At 68.4% G+C, this 24,603-nt stretch carries 20 protein-coding genes and 1 riboswitch; of the genes, 14 read left to right on the forward strand and 6 right to left on the reverse strand.

Going from position 1 to position 24,603, the window contains the following annotated elements; genetic code table 11:
• Nucleotides 1-36 precede the first annotated feature (36 nt).
• Together DBV35_RS00105 and DBV35_RS00110 are read left to right on the forward strand one after the other, a co-directional pair.
• Nucleotides 37-1,458 carry an FAD-dependent oxidoreductase gene (locus DBV35_RS00105; RefSeq protein WP_108658234.1) on the forward strand — a complete coding sequence of 474 codons (1,422 nt, stop codon included), beginning with the start codon at nt 37-39 and terminating at the stop codon, nt 1,456-1,458.
• A complete protein-coding gene (locus DBV35_RS00110) occupies nt 1,448-2,356 on the forward strand; it encodes an MBL fold metallo-hydrolase (protein WP_108658235.1) in 909 nt (302 codons plus the stop codon). Before DBV35_RS00105 ends, DBV35_RS00110 begins: the two co-directional genes overlap by 11 nt.
• Nucleotides 2,357-2,456: 100 nt before the next feature.
• Here the strand turns inward: DBV35_RS00110 and cobW are convergent, their stop codons facing one another.
• Together cobW and DBV35_RS00120 are read right to left on the reverse strand one after the other, a co-directional pair.
• On the reverse strand, nt 2,457-3,524 hold the full coding sequence (gene cobW, locus DBV35_RS00115) for a cobalamin biosynthesis protein CobW (protein ID WP_108658236.1): 1,068 nt from the start codon (nt 3,522-3,524) through the stop codon (nt 2,457-2,459).
• 31 nt (nt 3,525-3,555) lie between these two features.
• A riboswitch (cobalamin riboswitch) is annotated at nt 3,556-3,763 on the reverse strand.
• 74 nt (nt 3,764-3,837) lie between these two features.
• Nucleotides 3,838-4,647, reverse strand: coding sequence for a class I SAM-dependent methyltransferase (locus DBV35_RS00120; protein ID WP_108658237.1), 810 nt, complete (start codon nt 4,645-4,647; stop codon nt 3,838-3,840).
• A 155-nt stretch (nt 4,648-4,802) separates the two neighbouring features.
• Here DBV35_RS00120 and DBV35_RS00125 point away from each other — a divergent pair, with 155 nt between their 5' ends.
• From DBV35_RS00125 to DBV35_RS00170, 10 genes are all read left to right on the forward strand, one after another.
• Nucleotides 4,803-5,900 carry an ABC transporter substrate-binding protein gene (locus tag DBV35_RS00125; protein WP_205648591.1) on the forward strand — a complete coding sequence of 366 codons (1,098 nt, stop codon included), beginning with the start codon at nt 4,803-4,805 and terminating at the stop codon, nt 5,898-5,900.
• Entirely contained in the window at nt 5,900-6,961 is a 1,062-nt protein-coding gene (locus tag DBV35_RS00130) for a FecCD family ABC transporter permease (protein ID WP_108658239.1), read from the forward strand. The genes DBV35_RS00125 and DBV35_RS00130 overlap by 1 nt, the downstream gene beginning before the upstream one ends.
• Nucleotides 6,955-7,707, forward strand: coding sequence for an ABC transporter ATP-binding protein (locus DBV35_RS00135; RefSeq protein ID WP_108658240.1), 753 nt, complete (start codon nt 6,955-6,957; stop codon nt 7,705-7,707). Before DBV35_RS00130 ends, DBV35_RS00135 begins: the two co-directional genes overlap by 7 nt.
• Before the next feature lie 96 nt (nt 7,708-7,803).
• Complete coding sequence (locus tag DBV35_RS00140) at nt 7,804-8,082, forward strand: helix-turn-helix domain-containing protein (protein WP_108658241.1); 279 nt, start codon at nt 7,804-7,806, stop codon at nt 8,080-8,082.
• Nucleotides 8,083-8,205: 123 nt separating this feature from the next.
• On the forward strand, nt 8,206-9,678 hold the full coding sequence (locus DBV35_RS00145; protein ID WP_108658242.1) for a pyruvate kinase: 1,473 nt from the start codon (nt 8,206-8,208) through the stop codon (nt 9,676-9,678).
• A gap of 106 nt (nt 9,679-9,784) precedes the next feature.
• Nucleotides 9,785-11,293, forward strand: a complete 1,509-nt coding sequence (locus DBV35_RS00150; RefSeq protein WP_108658243.1) for an alkaline phosphatase — start codon at nt 9,785-9,787, stop codon at nt 11,291-11,293.
• Between the two features lie 67 nt (nt 11,294-11,360).
• Entirely contained in the window at nt 11,361-11,792 is a 432-nt protein-coding gene (locus DBV35_RS00155; protein ID WP_108658244.1) for a hypothetical protein, read from the forward strand.
• Entirely contained in the window at nt 11,789-12,469 is a 681-nt protein-coding gene (locus tag DBV35_RS00160) for an ABC transporter ATP-binding protein (protein ID WP_108658245.1), read from the forward strand. Before DBV35_RS00155 ends, DBV35_RS00160 begins: the two co-directional genes overlap by 4 nt.
• Nucleotides 12,469-13,791: an ABC transporter permease family protein gene (locus DBV35_RS00165; protein WP_108658246.1), complete on the forward strand. Its 1,323-nt coding sequence runs from the start codon at nt 12,469-12,471 to the stop codon at nt 13,789-13,791. Before DBV35_RS00160 ends, DBV35_RS00165 begins: the two co-directional genes overlap by 1 nt.
• 19 nt (nt 13,792-13,810) lie before the next feature.
• On the forward strand, nt 13,811-14,326 hold the full coding sequence (locus tag DBV35_RS00170) for a copper chaperone PCu(A)C (RefSeq protein WP_157961501.1): 516 nt from the start codon (nt 13,811-13,813) through the stop codon (nt 14,324-14,326).
• Here the strand turns inward: DBV35_RS00170 and DBV35_RS00175 are convergent.
• Both DBV35_RS00175 and DBV35_RS00180 read right to left on the reverse strand, forming a co-directional pair.
• Nucleotides 14,320-14,832, reverse strand: a complete 513-nt coding sequence (locus tag DBV35_RS00175) for a TlpA family protein disulfide reductase (RefSeq protein WP_108658248.1) — start codon at nt 14,830-14,832, stop codon at nt 14,320-14,322. The genes DBV35_RS00170 and DBV35_RS00175 overlap by 7 nt on opposite strands.
• Nucleotides 14,833-14,900: 68 nt before the next feature.
• A complete protein-coding gene (locus DBV35_RS00180) occupies nt 14,901-15,176 on the reverse strand; it encodes a hypothetical protein (RefSeq protein ID WP_157961502.1) in 276 nt (91 codons plus the stop codon).
• Between the two features lie 514 nt (nt 15,177-15,690).
• Here DBV35_RS00180 and DBV35_RS00185 point away from each other — a divergent pair.
• Both DBV35_RS00185 and DBV35_RS00190 read left to right on the forward strand, forming a co-directional pair.
• A complete protein-coding gene (locus tag DBV35_RS00185) occupies nt 15,691-20,646 on the forward strand; it encodes a DUF4011 domain-containing protein (RefSeq protein WP_170134849.1) in 4,956 nt (1,651 codons plus the stop codon).
• 239 nt (nt 20,647-20,885) lie between these two features.
• Nucleotides 20,886-22,166: an adenylate/guanylate cyclase domain-containing protein gene (locus tag DBV35_RS00190; protein WP_108658251.1), complete on the forward strand. Its 1,281-nt coding sequence runs from the start codon at nt 20,886-20,888 to the stop codon at nt 22,164-22,166.
• Between the two features lie 10 nt (nt 22,167-22,176).
• Here DBV35_RS00190 and DBV35_RS30465 read toward each other — a convergent pair whose 3' ends face one another.
• The gene (locus tag DBV35_RS30465) at nt 22,177-22,569 is read right to left on the reverse strand and encodes a YkvA family protein (protein ID WP_170134846.1); all 393 of its coding nucleotides are present in this window, start codon (nt 22,567-22,569) and stop codon (nt 22,177-22,179) included.
• The gene (locus DBV35_RS00200) at nt 22,566-24,530 is read right to left on the reverse strand and encodes a VTT domain-containing protein (RefSeq protein WP_157961503.1); all 1,965 of its coding nucleotides are present in this window, start codon (nt 24,528-24,530) and stop codon (nt 22,566-22,568) included. Before DBV35_RS00200 ends, DBV35_RS30465 begins: the two co-directional genes overlap by 4 nt.
• Between the last annotated feature and the right edge of the window lie 73 nt (nt 24,531-24,603).

Genomic DNA, 24,603 nt, shown 5'->3' on the forward strand with positions numbered 1-24,603 from the left:
ACCGTCCTTCATGGCGACTCGGAGGCGCACCCTCGCATGACCGACGACGATGCAGTGGACGTGATCGTCGTCGGCGGCGGTCTCGCGGGCCATGCCGCGATGCTCGCGGCGGCCGAGGCTGGGGCCAGCGTTCTGATGATCGAGAAAGAGGGCGCGGTCGGCGGCAGCACGCTCCTCAGCGGCGGCTTCATGGCGTTCGCGGGCACCCGCGAGCAGGCCGCGGCGGGGATCGCCGACGACGAGGCGCTGCTCCTCGACGATCTGCGCACCGTCGCCGGGCCGGACGCCGACGATGCGCTGCTGACGACCTACGCCAGCCGCCAGCGCGCGCTCTACGATTGGCTCGTCGAGCGCGGCGTGGTCTTCAGCGCGGTGGAGCTGAGCGCCGGCCAGTCCGCCCCGCGCAGCCACCGCACGGACACGGACGCCCTGCTCGCGTGCCTTGCCGACACGGCCGCCGCTACCGGGCGCATCCGGCGCCTTCTCGACACCCCGGCCCGTCGCCTCCTCACCGATACCGAAGGCCGGGTCGAGGGGATCCTGGTGTCGACACAAAATGGCGAGCGCGCCATCACCGCGCGCCGCGGCGTGATCCTCACCACGGGCGGCTTCTCCCGCTCCGAGACGCTTCTGCGCACCTACGCCCCGAACCAGGCGGCGGCGCTGCGGATCGGTGGCGCGGGCAACACCGGGGACGGGCTGCGCATGGCGATGAAATGCGGCGCCGATCTTCGCGACATGGGCCAGATCCGCGGCACCTTCGGTACGCACCCGACGACCGGCCCCGACGCCCACAAGGTCGTCCTCGCCTTCTATCTCGGCGCGATCATCGTGAACCGGGACGGGGCGCGCTTCGTCGCCGAATCCGCGTCCTACAAGCAGCTTGGCGACGCCTGCCTGCAGCAGCCGGGCGCGCTCGGCTTCCAAATCTGGGATGCCGGCATCGCCGCGAGAAGCCAGCCCGGCGTCCCTCTCTTCGACCTCGACATTCCCGAGCGGGAGGGCCTCCTCCTCAAGGCGGACAGCCTCGCCGGGCTCGCCGCGCTCTGCGGGGTGCCTGCGGAGACGCTCGAAGAGAGCGTGCGCGCCTACAATTACGGGATCGCCGGCGGGGCCGATCCGCTCGGCCGCGACGGCCTCTGCCACGGAACCGGCGAGTGCCTGCCGCTCACCGAGCCGCCCTTCTACGCCTACCCGTCGACGAGCGTCGTCCTCGCGACATATTGCGGTGTACGGATCGACGAGTCGGCGCGGGTGATCGACGTCTTCGGCGATCCGATCCCCGGCCTCTATGCGGCCGGAGAGATGACGGGCGGCTTCCACGGCCAGTCCTACATGACGGGAACGTCGCTCGGCAAAGCGGCGCTGTTCGGCCGGATCGCCGGAGAGCGCGCGGCCGTCAGCAACGACCAGCGACAAGACGCGATGACCAAGGAAAGGAAGACCCATGGCGGGTGACCCGACAACGACCGGAAGCCACGATGGCGGTATGCGCGCCGAGGGCGCCTATCCCTTCAAGATCGGGGATCTCGATGTGATCGCGCTCCACGACGGCGTGCTGATGCGCGACCGCCCCGATGGTTTCGTGCGCAATGCGAGCAGCGCCGAGGTCGGCGAGGCGTTCGCCGCGATCGGCCTGCCGCGCGACAAGCTCACGCTCACCTTCAACGCGCTCGCGATCCGCAATGGCAGCGGCGTCGTGCTGATCGACACCGGTTTCGGCGAAGGCGGCCCGGCGGGCACCGGCCAGATCGTCCAGAACCTCGCCGCGGCCGGCATTGCGCCGGGCGACGTGTCGACCGTGCTCATCAGCCATTTCCACGGCGACCACATCTCGGGGCTGCGCGGCCAGGACGGCGCGCTCGTCTTCCCGAACGCCGAGGTGTGCGTGCCGACCCCGGAGTGGGACTTCTGGATGGATGACGGCAATCTGTCGTCCGCGCCCGAGGCGCTGAAGGGCCACTTCAACCTCGCCCGCAAGACCTTCCAGGCGAACGACATGGAGGTCCGGCAGTTCGGCTGGGGCGACGAGGTGCTGTCCGGCATCACTGCACTGCAGGCGAGCGGGCACACGCCCGGCATGACGGCGTTCGAGATCGTGTCGGGCGACGAGGCGACGATGTTCGTCGCCGACATCACCAACAACCCGCTGATCTTCGCCCGCCACCCCGAATGGCAGGCGATGTTCGACATCAACCCGGACGAGGCGGTCGCGACCCGCAAGCGCTTCCTCGACCGCGCCGCGGCCGAGCAGATGCGCCTCTCCTTCTTCCACGCCCCGTTCCCGTCGACGGGCTACATCCTGAAGAGCGGCGCCGGGTACGAGTTCGCTCCGGCGATGTGGACGACCCGCTGATCGAGGCGCGGCCCTTCATCCCACCGGATCGAGGGCCCGACGGCGACCGGCCCGCCCGGCGCGCGGACGGGCGCGGACGGGGCTAGGTTGGGTCCGGAGCCTAGATCGCGACGGGTTCGCCGAGCGCGGCCGCGACCTCTTCGCGGATCCGGCCCTCGTCGACGTCCGCCTCGGCGATGAAGACGAGGCGGGTCGCCCGCTCGTCCGCCCGCCACGGGCGGTCGAAGCTCGACGAGAGGCGCGTGCCGACGCCCTGCACCACGAGCCGCATCGGCTTGCCCGGCACGTCGAGGAAGCCCTTGAGGCGGAGGACGTCGTGGCGGGCGCTGATCTCTTTCAGCGCCGCGACGAAGGCGGCGGGATCCGCCACGGACGGCGCGTCGACGACGAAGGAGTGGAACTCGTCGTGGTCGTGCTCGCTGCCGTCCTCATGCTCCAGCTCGTGATGGGATTTGCGCGTCGCGATCAGCGTCTCGGTCGCGGCGCCGAGGCCGAGGAGCACGTCGGGCGGAAGCTGGCCGGCGGGCGAGACGACGTGCGGCGCCTTCGTCGAGTGGGCGACGGTCGCCTTCACGTCGGCGAGCGCGGCGGCCTCCAGCGCCTCGACCTTGTTGAGGACGATGAGGTCGGCGGCGCGAAGCTGGTCCTCGAACAATTCCTCGAGCGGCGACTCGTGGTCGAGCGACGGGTCGGCCTGGCGCTGCGCGTCGACGGCCGCGGGGTCGGGCGCGAAACGGCCGGCCGCGACGGCGCTCGCGTCGACCACGGTGACGACACCGTCGACGGTCACGCGCTCGGTGATGCCGGGCCAGTTGAAGGCCTGGACGAGCGGCTGAGGCAGCGCGAGGCCCGAGGTCTCGATCACGATGTGGTCTGGGAGCGCCGGGCGCGCGAGCAGCGCGTTCATGGTCGGAATGAAATCATCGGCGACGGTGCAGCAGATGCAGCCGTTGGTGAGCTCGATGACGTCGTCCTCGCCGCAGGTCTCGATCCCGCAGCCCTTCAGGATCTCGCCGTCGACGCCGAGGTCGCCGAACTCGTTGATGATGAGCGCGATGCGCCGCCCGTCCGCCTTCTCCAGAAGGTGGCGGATCAGCGTGGTCTTGCCGGCGCCGAGGAAGCCGGTGATCACCGTTGCGGGAATGCGCTTGGTGCGAAAGTCGGTCACAATCTCTCCTCCCCCGGTCACCCCGCCGGTGTGCGATATCCGTGTGCCGGCAGGTCTCCTGACTGGCGGGTCGCAGCGCCTCCCCCCGCCTTCCCGGACCGGCATGGCCCAGTGGCGTGTCGATGGGGCAAGCGCTCATCGCCTACAGTTGCGGGGGCAGTTCCGTTTCGCGCAGCGAACGCGGCGCGGCGGATTCCCTTTTGATCTCCTCGCGGAGAACCGGCGCGGGAGAAGTCGCAAGCTCCCCTCCGGGTGTCAAGCGCGATGTTGCCGCCGCCGTTGCGGTCGGGCAGCGCGGACCGCGCCGCGCTCGTCAGCGCGGGCCGAGGGGCGCGCTTGCGCGGATGGCGTAGCGATGCTGGAGCATCCGTTCGAGGCCTTTCGACAGGTGCATGTGGCGCGCCTGCGCGCGGTGGATCGCGCCGAGGTCCTCGTCGATGACGATGTCGCCGAAGCCGGCATCCTTCAGGAGCGCGGCGATCTCGCCCGCACGCGCACCGTGCGCGAAGGGGAGGCGGGAGAGGATGTCCTGATGCGTCCGCTGCATCTCGGCCTTCACCGCACCCGCCGCCGGGCGGCGCAGGAGGGCGCCCTTCAGGCGGACGAGGAGGGTCGCGAGGCGGGCGACGACCGTCGGCGTGACGAAGTCGCCGTCGACGATGAGGAGGGTGCCGCCGGGGGTGAGGACGCGGCGCCACTCGCGGAAGGCGGCCGGCGGGTCGACCAGCGTCCAGACGAGGTGGCGCGTCACGATCACCTCGCACGCGGCGTCCGGCAGCATCGTCGCCTCGGCGTCACCGTGGAGAAAGCGGATCGGGCGCCCGCGCGCCGCCGCCTTGGCCTTCGCCCGGTCGAGCATCGCCTCCGACCAGTCGAGCCCGGTGACGCGGAAGCCGAGATCGTCGAGCAGGTGCGCGATGACGCCCGTCCCCGTCGCGAGGTCGAGCGCGGTCCGCCCCGCGCCGTCGCCGAGGTGTCTGTGGATGAGGGCATGCCAGGCGCGCCGCTCCGGCTCGCTGAAGATCTCGTGGCCCGGCTGCTCGTCGAACGTCGCCGCACGGGCTGACCAGTAGGCGGCGATCTCGTCCCTGATGCCGAAGTTGCTTTTGACTAATTCTACCATACCGAGATCTCAGATCTTTATTGTAGTTGTTACAAATTCAAGCTCATTCACCACTGTTGACCTTCGATGCGGATAGTATATTTGCGAAACTCTTCTTAGCGGAGTGGAGCTTGATGAGGGTACACCTTTTCTCCGGCCTTGCGGCAGGTGCGACGATGCTCGTCACGTGCGCCATCGGCGGCGTGGCGCTCGCGGATCCGGTGACGATCACGGACGTCGCCGGCCGTTCGGTCGAGGTGGATGCCCCGGTCAAGACGATGATCCTCGGCGAGGGGCGGCTGATCTACGCCGTCGCGGCGCTCGAGGATGGGGATCCCTTCGCGCGCGTCGTCGGCTGGCGCGACGATCTCGGCAAGGCCGACCCGGCGACCTACGCCGTCTATCAGGCGAAATATCCCCAGATCGACGCGATCCCGACCTTCGGCGGCATCAAGGACGGCACGTTCGACATCGAGCAGGCGATCACGATCGGGCCGGACATCGTCGTCATGAATCTGGAGGCGAAGGGCGCCACCGAAGACGCCGGCCTCATCGAGAAGCTCGCCGCCGTCGGCATCCCGCTCGTCTATATCGATTTCCGCGACGCGCCGATCGCCAACACCACGCAGAGCCTCGAAATCCTCGGCACGCTCCTCGACAAGGAGGCGCGCGCGAAGGAACTGATCGACTTCCGCGACAGCGAGATCGCGAAGGTGACGGATCGCCTGCGCGAGGCGAACCCCGAGAAGCCGCTCGTCTTCCTGGAGCGCGCGGCCGGCTACAGCGAAGAGTGCTGCATGTCGTTCGGCAACGAGAATTTCGGCTTGATGGTCGAGATGGCCGGCGGCATCAACATGGCGAAGGACATCATCCCCGGCACCTTCGGCACGGTGAACCCGGAGCAGATCATCGCCTCGGACCCCGATGCCGTCATCGTCACCGGCGCGGAGTGGGACGCCTATGTGCCGGGCGGGGCCTGGGTCGGGCTCGGCCCCAATTCCGACCCCGAGAAGGCGCACGAGAAGCTCGCCAACCTCATGAAGCGTCCGGCCTTCACCGGTGTGAAGGCGGCCGAGACGAACAACGTCCACGGCGTCTGGCACCAGTTCTACAACAGCCCCTACCAGTTCATCGTCATCCAGCAGATGGCGAAGTGGCTCCACCCGGACCTCTTCGCCGATCTCGACCCCGAGGCCACCTTCAAGGAGCTGCACGCCCGCTTCCTTCCGGTGGACTATGACGAGGGCTATTTCGTCTCGCTCAGCGAGGATTGATGGCCCTGTCATCGGCTTCGGCGGGCACGGCGCGCGGTCGCTATCGCGCGCTCTCGCTCCAGCGCCTCGCCATCCTCGTCGGCCTCGCCGCGCTGCTCTTCCTCTCGGTCGCGGTCGACCTCGCGACCGGACCCGCGCGCTATCCGCTCGGCGAGGTGCTGACGGCGATGTTCTTCCCGGACGCCGTCGACACGCAGGTCCGCGTGGTCATCTGGCAGATCCGCATGCCGATCGCGCTGATGGCGGTGACCGTCGGCGCCTCGCTGTCGATCGCCGGGGCGCAGATGCAGACGATCCTCGCGAACCCGCTCGCGAGCCCCTTCACCCTCGGCCTCTCCGCCGCGGCGAGCTTCGGGGCGGCGCTCGCCGTCGTCCTCGGCGTCGCCATCGTGCCGGGGTTCGGGCCCTACATGATCCCCCTCAACGCCTTCGTCATGGCGATGGCGGCGGCTCTCCTCATCCATGTCTTCAGCCGGCTAAGGGGCGTCACGACCGAGACCATCGTCCTCCTCGGCATCGCGCTGGTCTTCTCCTTCAACGCCGCCCTGGCGCTCCTCCAATATCTAGCGTCCGAGCAGGCGCTCGGTGCGGTGGTGTTCTGGACGATGGGGAGCCTCGTGAAGGCGACGTGGGAGAAGGTCGCGATCACGGCGGCGGTCCTCGTCGTCGTCCTCCCGCTTTTCGCGCGGCACGCCTGGGCGCTCACCGCGCTGCGGCTCGGGGATGACAAGGCGCTCTCCTTCGGCGTGGCGGTCGGCCGGCTGCGGCTCGAGACGATGCTGGTGGTCTCGCTGCTCGCCGCGATCCCGGTCTCCTTCGTCGGCACGATCGGCTTCATCGGCCTCGTCGGGCCGCACATCGCGCGGATGCTGGTCGGCGAGGACCAGCGCTACTTCCTGCCGGCCTCCATGCTGGCCGGAGCGCTCGTCCTCTCCGCGACCTCCGTCGTGTCGAAGACGATCGTGCCCGGTGCGATCCTGCCGATCGGGGTGATCACCGCGCTCGTCGGCGTTCCCTTCTTCATCTCGCTCATCTTCGCGGTGAGGCGGCGCGCATGGTGAGCCTTGCTCTCGACGCGGTCGGGGCGCGCTATGGGCGGACCGATGTCGTCGCCGGCGTCACCACGCCCCGTCTCGAGGGCGGCGCGCTGACGGCGGTCGTCGGCCCGAACGCCGCCGGCAAGTCGAGCCTCTTCAAGCGGATCGCCGGCCTCGTCGGCGGGCCGGGTGATGTGCGGCTCGACGGGCGGCCCGACACCGCGCCGCGCGTCACCTACATGCCGCAGGACACCGGTGCGAACGCCGTCCTCTCGGTCTACGAATCGATCCTCCTCTCCGCCAAGCAGGGCGGGTCGTGGCGCGTGCGTGAGGACGAGCTTGCGCACATCGACGGGCTCCTCCAGGCGCTCCAGATCGAGCCGATCGCCTTCCGCAGCCTCGGCACCCTGTCGGGCGGCCAGCGACAGCTGGTGGCGATCGCCCAGGCCCTCGTGCGCGACCCGGATGTGCTCCTCATGGACGAGCCGACCTCGGCGCTCGACCTCCATCGGCAGGTCGAGGTGCTCGGCTTCATGGAGACCCTCGCGGCGCGGCGGGGGATGGCGGTCCTGATCGCCCTCCACGACCTCAATCACACGCTCCGCTATTGCCGCGACGTCATCGTCATCGCGGACGGGCGCATGGTCGCCTGCGGGCCGACGCGCGAGATCATCACGGCCGCCCTGCTGCGCGACGTCTGGCGGGTTGAGGCGCGGATCGAGCTCTGCTCGCGCGGCACGCCGATGGTGCTGGTGGACGGGTCGGCCTGAAGCACGGCCTCGGGTTCTGGAAAAGCCACCCTTTCCGGGCTAACCTTCGGATTGCGCGGCATCGCGCCAGGCCGGGGAAGGGATGGAGTTGCCGCCATGAACGCAGCACAACTCCGCGCATGGCGTAAGACCAACGGCTGGGGGCAGGCCGAGCTCGCGAAGAAGCTCGGCCTCCAGCGCCGCATGATCCAGTATTATGAGCGCGGTGAACGCGACGGGAAGCCGATCGCGATCCCGCGCGCCGTGGGGCTCGCCTGCTACGCCATCGCCTGCGGAGTCGTCGATTTCGACGGCCGCGGCGTCCAGTGGACCTTCGAGGAGCCCGCGCGCAAACCGGAGCGCGTGGAGGACGGGTCCGAGACAGAGCCCGCCTGAGGCCGTCCGGGCGCGCCCGCCACGCGGTCGAGGGGCCGCCGGTTCAAACGCCTGTCACTGTCGCGTGCCATATCGGCCCAGCGCGCCGCGGGGGCGGCCGAAGCACGCCACGGGGGACGGACGATGTCGGAATTTCAGGAGGTTTCGGCGCCGGAAGACCGCGCCTTGCTCGCCGACATTCTGACCCTGCGGCGGGCGGTCGCCGACGCGGCCCCGGCCATCGCGGCCGAACTCGGCACCGGGGTGCATTCGCCCGCGCTCGACAATCTCACGCACTATCTGGCGCTCCGCCGGCACGATGTGCGCGACCTCCAGCACAGCCTGATGTGGCGCGGGCTCTCCTCCCTCGGACGGCTCGAAAGCCGGGTCCTGCCGACGCTCGACGCGGTCGCCGCCGCGCTGTCCCGCATGGTCGGCGACTTTCATCCGGCCCCCTCGGAGGCCGACTATTTCGCCGGCGACCGCCGCCTCGCGGAGGCGAGCGAGACGCTGTTCGGCCCCGCGACGGCCGCCCGCCGTGCGCGGATCATGGTGACGCTGCCGACCGAGGCGGCGACCGATCCGTCGCTCGTGGACGATCTCGTCCGGCGCGGGATGAACGTCGCGCGGATCAATTGCGCGCACGATGATCGCGCGGCGTGGAAGGCGATGGCCGAGCATATCGGCATGGCCGCGCGGCAGCACGGGCGGCCGGTGAAGATCCTGATGGACATTGCCGGGCCGAAAATCCGCACGACCGAGACCGCCCACGCCAAGAAACAGCGCAAGGCGATGCCCGGAGACGCGCTCCGCCTCTTCGCCGCCGGCGCGCCCGCCATCGGCGAGGACGCACCCTTCGCGGCGACGATCTCGTTCCCGGAGGTCGTCGAGCGGGTCCATGTCGGCGACCGGGTCGTCTATGACGACGGCAAGCTCCACGGCGTCGTGGAAGAGGTGTCGCCGGGCAGCGCGCTCGTGCGCGTGCGCAGGGCGCGCGCGGCGGGCACCCGCATCAAGCCGGAGAAGGGCCTCAACTTTCCGGACACCGCGGTCGGGCTCTCCCCGCTCACGACCAAGGACGAGGCGGATCTCGCGACCGTCATCGAGTGCGCCGACAGCATCGGCTACTCGTTCGTCAGCCACCCCGACGATCTCGACCTGCTGGAGGCGGCGATCGCCAGATCCGGCGCGACCGGCCGGCCCCTCGGCCTCGTCGCGAAGATCGAGCGGCCGGAGGCGGTGCGCAACCTGCCGAACCTCATCGCGCGCGCGGCCGGCCGCCGCCCCTTCGGCATCATGATCGCGCGCGGCGACCTCGCCGCGGAGATCGGCTTCGAGCGGCTCGCCGAGATGCAGGAGGAGATCATGTGGGTCTGCGAGGCGGCGAGCGTCCCGGTCATCTGGGCGACGCAGGTCCTGGAGACGCTCGTGAAGGAGGGGACGCCGACGCGGGGCGAGATGACCGACGCCGCGATGTCCGCCCGCGCCGAGTGCGTGATGCTGAACAAGGGGCCCTTCGTCGGCGACGCGGTGGAGATCCTCGACCGTCTCCTCACCCGGATGGAGTCGCACATCCTCAAGAAAACGCCGACGCTCCGCGCCTTGAAATCCTGGTGATTCACATTCTGCGCAAATTGCTAGGGGGCAAGGCATTGCATTGTTGTCGCAGTGTCACCTTCGGGACGTAGAGGCTCAGCCAACGACATCACCCCGGAGCCTTTCCATGAAACAGCTCGCCCTTGCGACGACGGCGCTCGCCCTCCTTCTCGGCGCCGCGCACGCGCAGGACCTCCCGCAGGCCTCCAGCACCTGGTACACGGACGCCCAGTCCGCGCTGCAGGCACAGCTCGCCCGCCAGCCGAACACGAACCGCGCCAAGAACGTCATCCTCTTCGTCGCGGACGGCAACGGCGTCGGCACGAACTACGCGATCCGCCTGTTCGCCGGCCAGCAGCAGGGCAAGCTCGGCGAAGAGCATGTCCTCCCCTACGAGGCGTTCCCGAACCTCGCCCTCGTGAAGACCTACAACGTCAACGCCCAGACCCCGGATTCGGCCCCGACCGCGGGTTCGATGAACACCGGCGTCAAGCAGGTCTTCAACACGATCAACCTCGCCCCCGAGGGTGCCGTTCACGACGAGTGCGCCACCGAGGCCGACAACGCGCTGACCACCTTCGCCGAGATCGCCAGCGAAGCCGGCAAGTCGGTGGGTGTCGTCACCTCCGCCCGCATCACGCACGCGACGCCGGCCGCCGTCTACGCCAAGACCGCCAACCGCGACTGGGAAGACGCCGTGCCGGAAGGCTGCGATTCCTCGCGTGACATCGCCACCCAGCTCTTCGACCAGATGCAGGCCGGCGTCGTCGACCTCGCCTTCGGCGGTGGCCGTCGCTATTTCGCCCCGACCGGCGTCAACACCGAGGAAGGCGGCAAGGGCCACCGCGCCGACGGCCGCAACCTGATCGCCGAGGCGCAGGAAGCCGGTGTCCAGTATGCCTGGAACACCGAGACTTTCTCCGCCCTCAACCTCGACGGCTCGACCCCGATCCTCGGCCTCTTCGAGGACAGCCACATGAAGTATGAGGCGGACCGGACCGACGCCGACGAGCCCTCGCTCGCCGACATGACCCGCGCCGCGATCGAGTACCTGAAGACCAACGAGAACGGCTTCTATCTCGAAATCGAGAGCGGCCGCGTCGACCACGCGAACCACGACGGCAACGCCTATCGCGCGATGGTGGACGGTGTCGCCTACGCCGAAGCCGTTGCGATCGCCGACGAGCTGACCGACGACGAGGACACCCTCATCATCGTCACCGCCGACCACGAGCATGCGATCGCCTTCAACGGCTATTGCGGCCGCGGCACGCCGATCCTCGGCCTCTGCTACGATGTCGCGAAGGGCCAGGTGAAGCACTCCGAAGAGCCGGTCCTCGCCGCGGACGGCAAGCCCTACACCGTCATCGGCTACCTGAACGGCGCCGGCTCGCTCATGAAGGAGCAGACGGACGGCACGTTCTCCGGTTCGCGTCCGGACCTCACCCAGGAAGAGGCTGTGGACCCGGAATATCTCCAGCAGGCGCTGATTCCGACCTCGTCCGAGACCCACTCGGGTGAAGACGTCGCGGTCTACGCCAAGGGCCCGTTCGCCCACCTCTTCGACGGCACCATCGAGCAGAACTTCATCTTCCACGTGATGAAGCACGCCGCGATGGACACCGCGCAGAACTAAGCCATCGGGCACCGAGGGGCCGCCGCGGTGGCCCCTCTTACCACCGCCATCGCCTCAGGAGGGTTCAATGGACCGCAGAGATTTCCTGTCCGCCATGGGCGCCGCGGCGCTGCTCGGCGCCGTCGCGCGCCCGGCCGGCGCCGAGGACGTCGTGCGCATGCGCGACCTCTACAACAAGGACCTCTCCTTCTCCGACTACGCCAAGGCGATGGACGGCAAGCGCGTCACGCTCCAGGGCTTCATGGCGCCACCCCTGAAGGCGGAATCGAATTTCTTCGTGCTGACCAAGCGCCCGATGGCGGTCTGCCCCTTCTGCGAGACCTCCGCCGAATGGCCGGACGACATCGTGGCGATCTATTCCAAGCGTACGGTCGAGGTGGTGCCCTTCAACGTCCGGATCGTGAGCCGCGGCGTCCTGGAACTCGGCGACCATCGCGACGAGGAGACCGGCTTCGTGAGCCGCGTGCGCATCGTCGACGCGAGCTACGAACGCACTTGACCCAAGCCGGCCTCTCGCTGCGCGTCACCGGGCTCACCGTCGAGGGGGATCGCGGACGGCGGCTTCTCTCCGTCCCCGCGCTCGCCGTGTCGCCCGGCACATGCGTTGGCCTCACCGGCCCGTCCGGCGCCGGCAAGTCGACCTTTCTCTACGCCCTTGCCGGCCTGTCGAGGCGGGCGTCGGGGGCGGTGACATGGGGCGACACCGACCTCCTGACACTGTCGCGCGACCGCCGTGCGCGCTTCCGGCGGAACAATATGGGCATCGTCTTCCAGGACTCGCTCCTGTTCGAAGAGCTGAGCGCGGCCGAGAACGCCGCCTTGGTCGGCGCGTTCCTTCCGGCCGACCGGCGGCGCGCGGTCGCCCGCCGCGCGCGGGAGGAGCTGGCCGGGCTCGCCGTGCCGCTGGAACCCGTCCGGCGGGCCGACACCTATTCGGGCGGGGAGCGGCAGCGCATCGCGCTCGCCCGCGCGCTCGCGAACGATCCGGGGATCGTCCTTGCCGACGAGCCGACCGCGAGCCTTGATCGCGCGACCGCCGATCGCCTCGTCGACGACCTCACCCGGCTCGTCCGCGCCTCCGGCAAGTCGCTCGTTGCCGTCAGCCACGACCGGGCCCTGCTCGACCGGATGGACCGGGTGCTGGTCATCGAGAACGGTGAGGTTCAGGGCGCGTGATGCCGGATGCGCTGAGACTGTTCTGGGACGGGCTGACGCCCCTCCAGCAGGATGCCGGGCTCACCGCGGCGCTCCTCGCGCCCGCATTGATCATCGGCCTCGTCGTCGTCGCGGGCTATCGCCCCTTCGGCCTCGTGCGCGCGATGCTGTGGCGCTTCCGCTGGACCAACCTCCTGTTCGCGCTGCTCGTCGCGAGCTCGGTCGGGATCGGGGTGGGGCTGATCGCGCAGGAGCGCGGGCTGCGCCAGGGAACGGCGCGCGCGGCGGAGAAGTTCGACCTCATCGTTGCCGCGCCCGGCAGCGAAGTCACGATGCTGCTCGCGGCCGTCTATCTCCAGCCTGCCGACGTGCCGCTCGTCGACGGCGCCGTCTATGACGAGATCGCCCGCAATCCGCGCGTCTCGATCGCCGCCCCCATCGCGTTCGGCGACAGCTTCGACGGGATGCCCGTCGTCGGCACGACGCCGCAATTCGCGACCCATCTCGGCGACGCACTCGCCGAAGGGCGGATGTTCGCCTCGGTGGACGAGGCGATCGTCGGCGCCGACGCGCCGCTCGCGGTGGGGGCGTCCTTCTCCCCGGCCCACGGCCATGGCGACGCGGCGGAGGAAGAGGCGCACGCGGACGCGCACTATACGGTCGTCGGGCGCATGGCTGCGACCGGCAGTCCGTGGGACCGCGCGATCCTCGTTCCGATCGAGGCGGTGTGGCTCGTCCACGGGCTTGCGCCGGGCCACGGACCGGACTGGGCGGGGGAGGTCGGCCCGCCCTTCGCGCCCGACACGTTCCCCGGCACGCCCGCCATCCTCGTGCGCGCGGACGAACTCTGGGCGAACTACGCGCTCCGCTCCGAGTTCAACCGCGGCGACGTGATGGCCTTCTTCCCCGGCGCGGTCCTCGCCCAGCTCCATAGCCTCCTCGGCGACGTGCGGCAGGCGATGTCGATCCTCGCGATCATCACGCAGGTCCTCGTGGCCGCGGGCGCCCTGACCGGGTTCCTGGTGCTGACGCGCCTCTATGCCCAGCGCCTCGCGCTCCTTCGCGCGCTCGGCGCGCCGGCCCGCTTCGCCTTCGCGGTGGTGTGGTGCTACGCGGCGGCGCTGATCGCGGCGGGGGCGGTCCTCGGCCTGGCGCTCGGCTATGGCGCGACGGCGCTCCTGTCGCGGATCGTCACCGCGCGCACCGAGATTCTCGTCACCGCCTCGCTCGGCTGGCCCGAGATCCATCTCGTCGCCGGCTTCGTGAGCCTCACCATCGTCCTCGCCATTTTGCCGGCCCTCGCCTCGCTGTCGCGCGATGTCGTGCGCGACCTGCGCGGCTGAGGCATCGCGGGAGCCGCCCATGCACACACGACCCCGCGCCGCCACGCTCGCGGCCCTCGTCCTGTCGGCCGCGCTGATCGCACCGGCGATGGTCGCGGCGCCCCGCGCCGAGCCCGCGCACGACAGCGATCACGTCCGCGAACGCGCTGGCGTGCGCATCCTCCACGCCTGGACGCGGGCGACGACGGACCGCACGACGCTGGTCTTCGCCGAGATCGAGAACACGGGAGAGGCCGAGGTGACGCTCCACGGCGGCACCGCGCCGATCGCGGAGGGTGGCACCCTCGTCGGCCTCACCGTGAAGGACGGGGCGTTGTCGATGGTGCCCCTCCCACCGGTCCCGATCGCGCCCGGCCGCGAACTGGAGCTCGCGCCGGACGGCCTCGCGATCGCGCTTCACGGCCTCTCGCGCCCCCTCGGGGAGGGGGACGCCTTCGACCTCACGTTCACCTTCGACTTCGGCACCGTCGAGATCCCCGTCGCAGTCGAGCGCGCCGACGCGCGCCAACACAGCCACGCCCACCACCATCATTGAGGGGCGGATACCCCCGAAAGGTGGCGCTCGATTCGCAGCCGCACCGCCTCGTCCGACCAGTCGAGCGGCCCGGCATGGCGCGCCGCCACCGCACCGGTGCCATCGATGAAGACGGTGCTCGGATAGGCCGTCACCCCGAACGTCATCCCGGCATTCCCGGCGACGACCCTCAGCGAACCCATCCCCTCGAGCCCCAGCCGGTCGACGAGAAAGCCGGTGACGCGCGCCATCGGCGCGGTATCGACGGAGACGACGAGCACCCGCTCGGCGAGCGCGGGATTGCGATCCAGAAAGCCCTTAAGCTCCGGCAGCTCGGCAAGGCACGGCGCGCACCAGGTGGCCCACAGATGGACGACCGCGGGCCCCTCCGCGAGGAACCGATCGAACGGAACCCGCAGCCCGGACCCATCCTCCACCGCGAGCGGGGCAGGGCGCACGATCCCGGCCGGAGACGGCGCGGCGGCCAAGACGATGGCGAGGGCGAAGAGGATGCTTGCCGGACGCACGAGCCCTCCTTGGGGTGAGGGGTGATTTTAGCGCCCAAGGCGAACGTTTCGTGACGGTGCGGGTGGGGCTAGAACCAGCGATTGAGGTACGCCAATGCCAGAATTTGGGCGGCGAGCACACCGGCGTAGAACCAGGCATTTCGCATTCTGGCCGGAAGGCAGACGGCGATAATCGGGCTCAGAAGAAGCATGGCAATAATGGTCAATCGAAAAGGTGTCGTATTCAGGACGAGTGGATACATCGCGAGGGAAACAACGAACCCGAAGACGGGAATGACCCAAATCAGTATGCGAAGGGTCAAGTAGACCGCTTGCCCAACGAGTTTTTGTGTCGAGTTCTTCATGATGTTTTCCGGAAAAGGCATGCTCTGGAGGTTCCGTCTTCCCATTCCCTCCAGCTGATCCTTCCTCTCACTCTCAGGTTGCCACAGATCAGGCCTCCCAACACGCGGAGGTTCCGTGGGCGAAACTGGTCGTCGGCGCGGCGGGAGAGAGCGAGGCCGCTACGATCGGCCCGATAGCCGGAGGCGCGGTCTCGGCGCGGGCTACCGTCAGGATCTCCGCCCAGAGCCGGCACTGCGATCGAAACGACTGCTAAACATCTTTGCTAGACGCCTGAGCTTTCCTAGGGGCGACAGATGGATTTTGGCACGGAGGGCGAGTGTTTTCCGCCGTGTGAAGGTGGGGCGGTCGAACCGCGCAACAGGTCTTCGTAGACGCGGTGGTCATTCCGGTGTGATGGTACCTTCATTTGAAATACCCCGACATCCTAGCCAAAAAGGATGCGAGGGAGGATCGGCTAAGCATATGCAATTGATGGCCCCGGCGGAATTTCACTCGCGATTGGAGCGTTTGCGAGTGAGGTTGCTCGACACCTCCGCACGTAACAAGCTCCTGAATTTCACACACAGATCGAACGCGAGCAACGCCATCCGGGTCGTTGACGAGGTGCCGGATCAGCTCTTTGAGCGGCTGATGGAAGGCAATGCTTTTCTGTTCGATCCAATTCCGGAACCGACCGAGCGGGAACTCGAGCGTTGGAAGGCGGGACTCGGCCCGCTGGAGCGAGAAGGCACGAACCAGCCGACTGCACTCCAGTGGGCCCGATATCTCGGTCGGGACACGAGTTACGATCTCGGATTCTCTGGCGACGTGCCCGAAGCGCGGCACCAGGACGACCGGCTGCAGACGCTGCTCTTCCAAAAGCAGCTCGATGCCGTACTCAAGCGTTTGCGGCGGGACGCTCGTCTCGCGATCGAGGAACTTGGGACCAACCTGCTCCATCTAGCACTTGGATTTCTTCAGTGGCGCGAGAAAGAGGATAGTTCAAAGGAATATTTTGCTCCATTAATTCTGATTCCCGTTGAGATAACTAGCGAAACCCGCAGTGGTCGCCTGTTCTATAGACTGTCCTGGACAGAAGAAGACATTCAAACCAATCTTTCTCTGGAAAAGCGTCTGCGTGAAACTTTCGGTGTCGAGCTTCCGGTACGCGACGAGACTGAGAGACCAGAGGCCTACTTTCGGCGAGTCCGGCGGATCATTCCCCCGGGACGCGATTGGAAAGTGCGTCCATTCGGCACGCTGTCGTTGTTCCAGTTCGGGAATCTTGTCCTGTACCGCGATCTCGATCCGGAGATCTGGCCAGAAAATCAGGCGCCAGCGGATCATCCACTCGTGCAGTCTATCGCCTTTGGGGCGCAGCGATCCGACGGTAGCGGCCTTGGCGAGTTACCGGAGCTCTCCCCAGAGGCGATCGACCTCGAATTGCCGCTGATCGATCGCGCCGACTCAAGCCAGGCCAATGCGCTTGTGCGGGCGCTGACATCAAAAAGCCTCGTCATTCAAGGGCCGCCTGGGACCGGGAAATCGCAAACCATTACCAACCTTATCGCCGCCGCACTGGACCGCGGCGACACCGTGCTGTTCGTGGCCGAGAAGCTCGCCGCGTTGGAGGTGGTGCAAAAGCGGTTGAACGATGCTGGGCTTGGTGATTTTGTCTTGGAGCTGCACAGCCACAAAACACGCAAGCTGACGGTTCTCGAAGAGATCAAACGGCGCCGTGAGCGAAACTTTCCTGCGGTCCGGCAGTTCGCGCGTGAAGCGATCAAACTCGCAGAAGCGCGTGCAACTTTGGATGCGCATGTGACCGCAGTCGGCGAGGTGATCGGCGGTCTCGGTTGGTCCGTCTCGCGTGTGCTGTTCGAGGCGGGAGCGGCTCGCCTGCGGCGCTTAGGTGCCGGCGTCCCCCGCCTCGACGTCGACGCGGTGCCATTCCTCGACCTTACCGAGTTGGAGTACGACCGATCGCTCGCCCGATTGGAGACGTTCGAGGGGCTCCTGGAGGCGGTCGGCGCGTTCGGACCTTTGAATGCCCATCCCTGGGCCGGCGTGTCCTCGGAATTTGTTATCGGGACCGTCGACGAAGACGACGTTGTGCGCCTCGCACGTGGTTGGCGCGACGCGCTCGCAGCGGTGTCGGAGACAACGGAGCGGGCCGCCACGACGCTCGGTCTATCTGGGAATGGATCGACGGAGCTCGTCGACGCCTTTGTGCGATTGCATGCGGTATGGGATACCATTGCCGCCGTGGTGCGTGACTACAACAGTGCCGTCGACGAGGCGCGGCAACTCTTACGCGCTCTCAATCTACCATCCGGCGGCGAAGCTGCTGATATCGCAACCGCCGCGGACGCGGTCGCCCGGCTGGCAGAACTCCCGGATAACCGGCATGGCTTTTCACTCCAAGAGCTTGACCGCGACGATGTCGCAACGACGTTGCAGAACACTCGGGCAAGCATGGAACGGCTTGCCGCGGCGCGGGCGGCACTCGAGCGTGACGTCGATCTCGTCGCTGCACAGAGCATGGGCTCTTCCGCTCTGCGCAACACAGCCGAGACGATCGGAACAAGTGGGTTCCTACGCTTTTTGTCCTCGACATACCGCGCGGCGAAAGCGAGCGCACAGGTCGTGTTGCGTGGGCCTTACGATCGGACCACAGCAGCCGGGCTCCTTGCGCGAGCGGCCGATTGCTTGTCGGAGACGGCGGCCGTGGCTGCAGCGCATGGCGCGTTGATCGGAACGGACATCTCGGCCACCACCGCGCGACTGAATTCCGCCATCGCTCTCGAAGCGTGGATCCGCGGAACACGCACACGCTTCGGTCTGTTTGGCCCCGGCGCTGGCGTGGCCGATGCCATACTCACAATGCGCTGGTCGGAACTCGAGCAACTCCGCGCTTTTGCGCAGCGAGTGGACGCGCTGCCACGCTTTGCTTCAGCGCTCCAAGCCGTGCCGTCGGCGGACGGGTCGGCCTTGGAAGCCTTGCTCGCCGAGACAGCCGGAAAAATCATCGCCCCCCAGCTCGCGCACGCCGACGCGCAGGCGATGCAGACCGTGGCGGCCGCAGCACGCGCCGTTGCCGAGGCGGAGGCCGAGGCCATTCGCGCGCGGCTTGCGTTCACCGAGCGGACCGGACTGGGGCCGGGTGGGGCGCTGGCGGCCGACGGCCTTGCCGACCGGATTGCGGCCCTTGACGCTGCGCTCGCCAACCGCGGCGCGCTGCAAGGATGGATCGCGCTCGACCGGTTTCTGCGGGGCGACCTCCCGGCCGCGCTACGCGTGGTGGTCGACGCAATGGCGACAGGTTTAGTGCCGCCCGGCTTTGGCCGCATCGCATTCGAAGATGCGTTGTTCGACGCTCTTGGCCGTAGCGCCTACAAAAAGTTTCCGGATCTTCACAGAAGCGCAAATTTGGACGCCGCGCGTGAAACCTATCGTGAAGCGGACGCACGCGTCATGGAGTTAAGAGCCGCGCACATCGCCGCGAAGCTTGGCGAACTCAAACCACCGGAAGGCGAGATGGGGCGCGTTGTCTCCGACCTTACCGAGTTGCGTCTCCTTGACCGTGAGCTGCAAAAGAAGACGCGTCACATTCCGATCCGCCAGCTGGTGATGCGGGCCGGTAGAGCGCTGCAGGTGCTCAAGCCCTGCTTCATGATGGGTCCGCTGTCAGTCGCCCAGTATCTGCCGCCGAGTGGCATCACTTTCGATCTTGTCGTCTTTGACGAAGCCTCACAGCTGAAACCGGAACAAGCGCTGGGGGCACTCGCGCGAGCGCGGCGCGCTGTGATTGTCGGCGACACCAACCAGCTGCCCCCGACCGACTTCTTCAACCGCATCGGAGCGGACGACGAGGGTGCCGGCGACGACGACGAAGACATCGCCGAAACGGCGAGCATTCTGGAATCTGCCACCAACACAGCGCCATCGGAGATGCTCCGTTGGCACTACCGCTCGCGCGATCCGAGGCTGATCCAATTCTCCAACGAACGCTTCTACGACGGACGGCTCGTCCTTTTCCCCGCCGCACATGAGGCGAGCGACGACCTCGGCCTGCGCCTGCACTACCTGCCCCACGCAAGGTATCATCGGAGCACAAACCCTGATGAGGCAAAGGCCATCGCTGCCGCGGTGGTCGATCATCTTACGCGCCGGTCGCAGGAGTCGCTCGGAGTAGTCGCTATGAATGTCGCCCAGCGCGATCTTATCGATGCGGAGATCGACGGGCTTCTCGCCGCCGACCCCGCGTTGCGTGAACGGCGAGAGGATCTGGCGCGGGAGGCCGAGCCTTTCTTCGTCAAGAACCTAGAGAATGTGCAGGGCGACGAGCGCGACGTCGTGATGATCTCAATGACCTACGGGCCGGATCCGGCAAGCGGTCGGGTTGCACAGCGGTTCGGGCCGATCAATTCCGACGTCGGATGGCGCCGCCTCAACGTGCTCTTCTCGCGCGCCAAGAAGCGCATGGAGATTTTCACCTCCATGCGTGCCGATCAGATCATGGGGGAAGCCACCGCGCGCCGTGGCCCGCGCGAGCTGCGCGCTTTCCTCAACTTTGTCGAGACCGGTAGGGTCGAGAGTGAATTCGAAGTCGCGCCAACGGATCGCCCACCGGACTCAGAGTTCGAGGAGTCGGTGATCGCCGGGCTGCGTCGGGCCGGATTCAAGTGCAAGCCGCAGGTCGGCGTCACGGGCTTCTTCGTTGACATTGGGATCGTTGACCCTGACGTGCCTGGCGAGTTCGCCTTGGGCATCGAGTGCGATGGCGCCACCTATCATTCGAGCCGTTCTGCCCGCGACCGTGATCGCTTGCGACAAGACATCCTGGAGAGCATGGGCTGGACGATCGAGCGTGTCTGGTCGACGGACTGGTTCAGTGATCCGGAACGCGAGCTGAACCGTATCGTGGGTGTCGTCAACGAACGCATTGCTGTTCTGCGCGCTAAGCGTCGTGAGCGGCCGGAGCCCACTTGGCCAAAGCCAGCCCTACTCCTCCCCGCGCCGGCGGACAAGGAAGAGCCGGCTCCGGGCGCCGGAACAAGTTCGGCTGACGACGAGACCCCTGCGGCACTCGACGAGCCAGATCGCGCCTTGCCAGAGCGGACAATCGGTCGGCAAGACGAAGCCGGACGTCTAGAACACCTTGCGCCGCTCGAAACCGAAAGCGCGGCGGTCGATGTGGAGGATCCCGAATCGACTGAAGCCTCGTCGAATGAGTCGATCAGTCTCGAGACGGCGCGAAACCTGCTCATTTCGCTCAGGGAACGAATTTCGGATGCTCACCCCGATATCCCGCAACACGCGAACATATTGCGTAAGTCCATGATGGCACAACTTCTCCGTCAGAGACCGATCGACCAGAGTGAATTTCTTAGAAAAATCCCACAAAGTTTGCGAACGGATACTTTGCCGCCACAGCTTTCACTGTACGGAGAAGAAATATTCGCGATATTGGAAAGGGTTCAAGCCTAATAGGATGACGGATGATCCTGATAGTGCTGTCTGGCGCTCGTCACGGTCATTCTTCTGCTCGATCGCCTGATACTCTCGGACGTCATCTCGCGAAAGAGGCTTTGCCGTACGCGAGTGCTCGCCCGATGAAAACCCGGACGCGCGGCCTCGAACCGGGCACACTTCGGGAGCACTCCAAAACGCGCCCAGACTTCCGCTAGAAGCGGGGGGACACTTCGCGGGCAACGTCATCCGGAACCATGATCCACGCCGACGCTCCCTCCTATCCGCTCCGTCGCCGCTTTCTGCGCTATGCCTTGCCGGCCATGCTCCTCGGGCTTGGCGGTCTGCTGTTCACCGTCGCACAGGCCGTTTCGGTCAGCGTCGAGCGATACTATCGCGAGCAGGCCATGGCCATGCAGACGCTCCTGCTCGCCGACATGGCGAGAGCCGCGCCGACGGATTGGCGCGCGGCCACGACTTCGGCCACGCCGGCCCCCGACCTTTCCGCGATCCAGGCCGCGCTCGCCGCGGAGGCCGACGAGCTCGGCTGGACCTGCGCGCGCATCCACCTGCCGGACGGGCGCATGATCTCGGCGGACAACGGCGCCGGCTGCCCCACGCTGACGCCCGAAGACCGGGAGCAGCTCGTCGCGCCGGGCGACACCGTGTTCCGCGAGGAGCCGGGGCCGCCGATCGCGTGGACGGTCGCGAGCCTCGTGCGCGACCCGGCGACCGATGCGACCATCACCGTCCTCACGACCCGCCCCGCGGCGGCGCAGGAGACGAGCATCGGCTGGTCGACCCGGCTCTGGGTCGGCGGGCTCGCGGGCGTCCTCGCGGCGGCCATCGGCGTGGCGCTCTTCCTGGTTACGCGCGCCCAGCGCGAGATCGACGAGCGCACCGCGGCGCTGAACGAGGCGCGGCGCTCGCTCGCCCGCTTCGTCTCGCAGCACGGCCAGGCCCGCGCCGCGGGCTCGACCACCGGCGCGCGGCGGCTCTCGGCGACGGTCCTCTTCCTCGACATCCGCGATTTTTCGAGCTTCGCGGAAGGGGCGCCGCCGGAAGAGGCCGCGCAGCTCGTGGAGAAGGTCGCGGCCGTCGCGTTCGCCGCGGTCCTCGCGAACGGGGGCGACGTCGACCGCCTGCTCGGCGACGGCCTCATCGCCTGGTTCGAAGGGGACGACCGAAAGGCGCGTGCCTGGCGTGCCGTCGCCGCCATCCTCGCCGAATTGCGGCGCCATCCCCTGCCGCGCGCCGTCGGGCTCGGACTTCATGACGGGGAAGCGGTCGAGGCGACGATCGGGGCCGCGGGGCGGCTCGACGCGACCATTCTGGGGCGGACCGTCAATGTCGCGGCGCGGCTCTGCTCCGCCGCGGCGGGCGGCGAGGCCCTCGCCTCGGACACGATGCTGCCCCCGCCGGACGCCCTGCACCAGACCGGCCCCAGCGAGGACTACCTCTTCAAGGGCCAGGAGCGGCCCGTCGCGGCGGCGCGCTACGTCCTGAGCGCCCCGGCGGTCCCGCCGCAGGACGTGTGACGGCGTGGCCTCACGCCCCCCAACCGAAGCGCCGCGCCAGCCAGACCGCGCACGCGAGGAGCGCGATGAGCCAGATCCCGCCGATCGCCACCGCCGCCGCCCGGCTGACGGGACGACCCGCCGCGCGCCGCGCCGTCTCGCGATGCTCGTCCATCAGCGCGGGTGGGATGAGGCGGACCGCCAGCATGATGCCGAGCGGGAGGAGGAGCAGGTCGTCGAGATAGCCGACCACCGGGATGAAATCGGGGATGAGGTCGATCGGCGACAAGGCGTACGCCGCGACGAGGAGCGCGACCGCCTTCGCGTGCCACGGGGTGCGCGGGTCGCGCGCGGCGAGATAGAGGGCATGGACGTCCCGCTTCACCGCCGCCGCCCACCGCTTCAGCGTGGCAAGCCAAGTCACCGCGCCCCCTCGAGGACGAGGGCGTGGGGCTCCGCGGCGGGGTCGGCGCGCACCGCATTGCCGAGCGCCGTCGCCGCCGCGGGATCGATGGCGGCCTCGTCGACCAGCGAGAGGAGGCCGAGGGGATGCTCGACCCGCTCGCCCTCGACGGAGCCGACATAGAGCGGCGCGCCGCCGACGGAGAAGCGCGAGGGCCACAGGCGGAAGACGAGCCGTGATCCCGCGTCCGCGGGCCGGACCCAGACCTCCACCGCGCCGCGGCCGAAATGGAGCTGCGGCACCGGCGGGATCGCATCGAGCGGGGTCGACCGCGCGAGGAGGCCCCTCAGCGCCGGAAGGCTCCAGGATGGCGCCGTCTGCCACCCCTCGGCGGCGAGCCGGTCGCGCAGAGGCTGCCGGTCGCCGACCCATTGCAGGAGGAAGGGCGCCTCGATGTGGCCCTCGAAGCCGATCCGGCCGGAGGCGACCTTGCGCCACCCGTCCGTGCGCCAATCGGCGGCCGCGATCTCGATCGAGAGATCGCGCGGGGCATAGGTTTGCATCGCGGCCTGGTAGCCCGTTGCGATGTGCCATCCGCCGACGACCAGCGCGACGCCCGCCGCGATCGCGCCGAGGCGGGCCGGCTTCACGTCCGCCGCCGGCAGCCGGCCGAGCGCGAGGAGGAAGGCGGCCGTGATCGCCGCGGCGAAGGCGAACCCCGCCACGACGTCCGAGGGCCAGTGCGCCTGGAGATAGATGCGCGAGACGCCGATCAGGACGGCGATCGCGATCAGCGCCGCGACGACCGCCTGGCGCGGCCGCCCCTTCAGCGCGCCGCCGATGAGGACCGCGAGAAGCCCGAGGAGGACCGCGGAGTTGGCCGCATGGCCGGAGGGAAAGCTGTAATTCTCCGCGCCGGCATAAAGCTCGGTCAGCGGCCGCGCGCGTCCGAGGAGCGTCTTCACGACCGGAATGATCGCGAGCGGCAGGAGGGACGCCGCCGCGAAGGCCGCCGCAACGCCCCAGAGGCGCCGCCACAGGAGCCAGGCGACGACGCTGACGCTGATGCAGCCGAGGACGACGGCGTCGCCGAGCATCGTGACGAACACCATCACATGGTCGAGCCACTCCGTCCGCAGGCTCTGGATGAAGCGGCTGATTCCGAGGTCGGCCTCGACGATCGGGTCGCCTTCCTGGACGTCTTCCAGGAGGCCGCCGAACAGGAAGAGGGCGCCGATCAGCACGCCCGTCCACAGGAGGGCGAGGAGCGTCGTCGGATCGTCCGGGGAGAGGGTGCGCGCGAGGATGCGCGAGGGCCGGTCGGCGCGCGCGGCGGACCAGCGATAGACGGCCGCGCGCGCCCTCAGGATCGCCGGCGCGCTGAGGCGCGCGATGAGCCGCGCCAGCCACAGGACGAGCCCCACCACGACGATGAGGGCGACGAGCGCCGCCGCGAGCCGGCCCCCGATGCGGGCGAGGAGCCCGCCCGCGAGCCCCGCGCCGAAGATGTGCGCCGCCGACCAGATCACCGCCGAGGCGACGTTCGCCGCGAAGAACTTCGCCGGGTTCATCCCGAGGATGCCGGCCGAGGCCGGCACGAGGGTGCGAAGGCCCGGCAGGAAGCGCGCGATGACGATGCTCGTCGCGCCGCGCCGGCGGAAGACCGCCTCGGCGGCCGGCAGGAGGTTCGGCCGGCGGGCGATCGGCCCCCATCGGGAGATCTCGTCGCAATAGCGCCGGCCGATCCAGTAGGAGATCCCGTCACCGAGGATCGCGCCGATCGTCGCCGCGGCGTACATCGGCCACAGATTGTGCCCCGCCGCGCCCGTCGCGGCCGCCATCGCGAGGAGGATCGTCGTGCCCGGCACGATGCTGCCGATGACGATGAGAGACTCCGAGGCGGCGAGCACCACGACGATCACCGCGACGAGGATCGGGTGCGATGCGAGGTGGCCCGTCAGCCAGTCGATCAATCCGGTCACGGCGTTCAGCTCCGGTGTCGGGGACGCGCAGGTGTCGAAGGTGCGAGGCGCGGCGGGGGACGCATCCGCGCCG

This window comes from Acuticoccus kandeliae (assembly GCF_003073115.1).

Bases quoted from the DNA above. Each gene is read 5' to 3' on its own strand.
- DBV35_RS00135 (WP_108658240.1), top strand. From the start codon at position 6,955: ATGGTGAGCCTTGCTCTCGACGCGGTCGGGGCGCGCTATGGGCGGACC.
- DBV35_RS00105 (WP_108658234.1), top strand. From the start codon at position 37: ATGACCGACGACGATGCAGTGGACGTGATCGTCGTCGGCGGCGGTCTC.
- DBV35_RS00180 (WP_157961502.1), bottom strand. From the start codon at position 15,176: ATGAAGAACTCGACACAAAAACTCGTTGGGCAAGCGGTCTACTTGACC.
- DBV35_RS00125 (WP_205648591.1), top strand. From the start codon at position 4,803: ATGCTCGTCACGTGCGCCATCGGCGGCGTGGCGCTCGCGGATCCGGTG.
- DBV35_RS00170 (WP_157961501.1), top strand. From the start codon at position 13,811: ATGCACACACGACCCCGCGCCGCCACGCTCGCGGCCCTCGTCCTGTCG.
- DBV35_RS00165 (WP_108658246.1), top strand. From the start codon at position 12,469: ATGCCGGATGCGCTGAGACTGTTCTGGGACGGGCTGACGCCCCTCCAG.
- DBV35_RS00110 (WP_108658235.1), top strand. From the start codon at position 1,448: ATGGCGGGTGACCCGACAACGACCGGAAGCCACGATGGCGGTATGCGC.
- DBV35_RS00190 (WP_108658251.1), top strand. From the start codon at position 20,886: ATGATCCACGCCGACGCTCCCTCCTATCCGCTCCGTCGCCGCTTTCTG.
- DBV35_RS00145 (WP_108658242.1), top strand. From the start codon at position 8,206: ATGTCGGAATTTCAGGAGGTTTCGGCGCCGGAAGACCGCGCCTTGCTC.
- DBV35_RS00140 (WP_108658241.1), top strand. From the start codon at position 7,804: ATGAACGCAGCACAACTCCGCGCATGGCGTAAGACCAACGGCTGGGGG.
- DBV35_RS00150 (WP_108658243.1), top strand. From the start codon at position 9,785: ATGAAACAGCTCGCCCTTGCGACGACGGCGCTCGCCCTCCTTCTCGGC.
- DBV35_RS00155 (WP_108658244.1), top strand. From the start codon at position 11,361: ATGGACCGCAGAGATTTCCTGTCCGCCATGGGCGCCGCGGCGCTGCTC.
- DBV35_RS00120 (WP_108658237.1), bottom strand. From the start codon at position 4,647: ATGGTAGAATTAGTCAAAAGCAACTTCGGCATCAGGGACGAGATCGCC.
- DBV35_RS00130 (WP_108658239.1), top strand. From the start codon at position 5,900: ATGGCCCTGTCATCGGCTTCGGCGGGCACGGCGCGCGGTCGCTATCGC.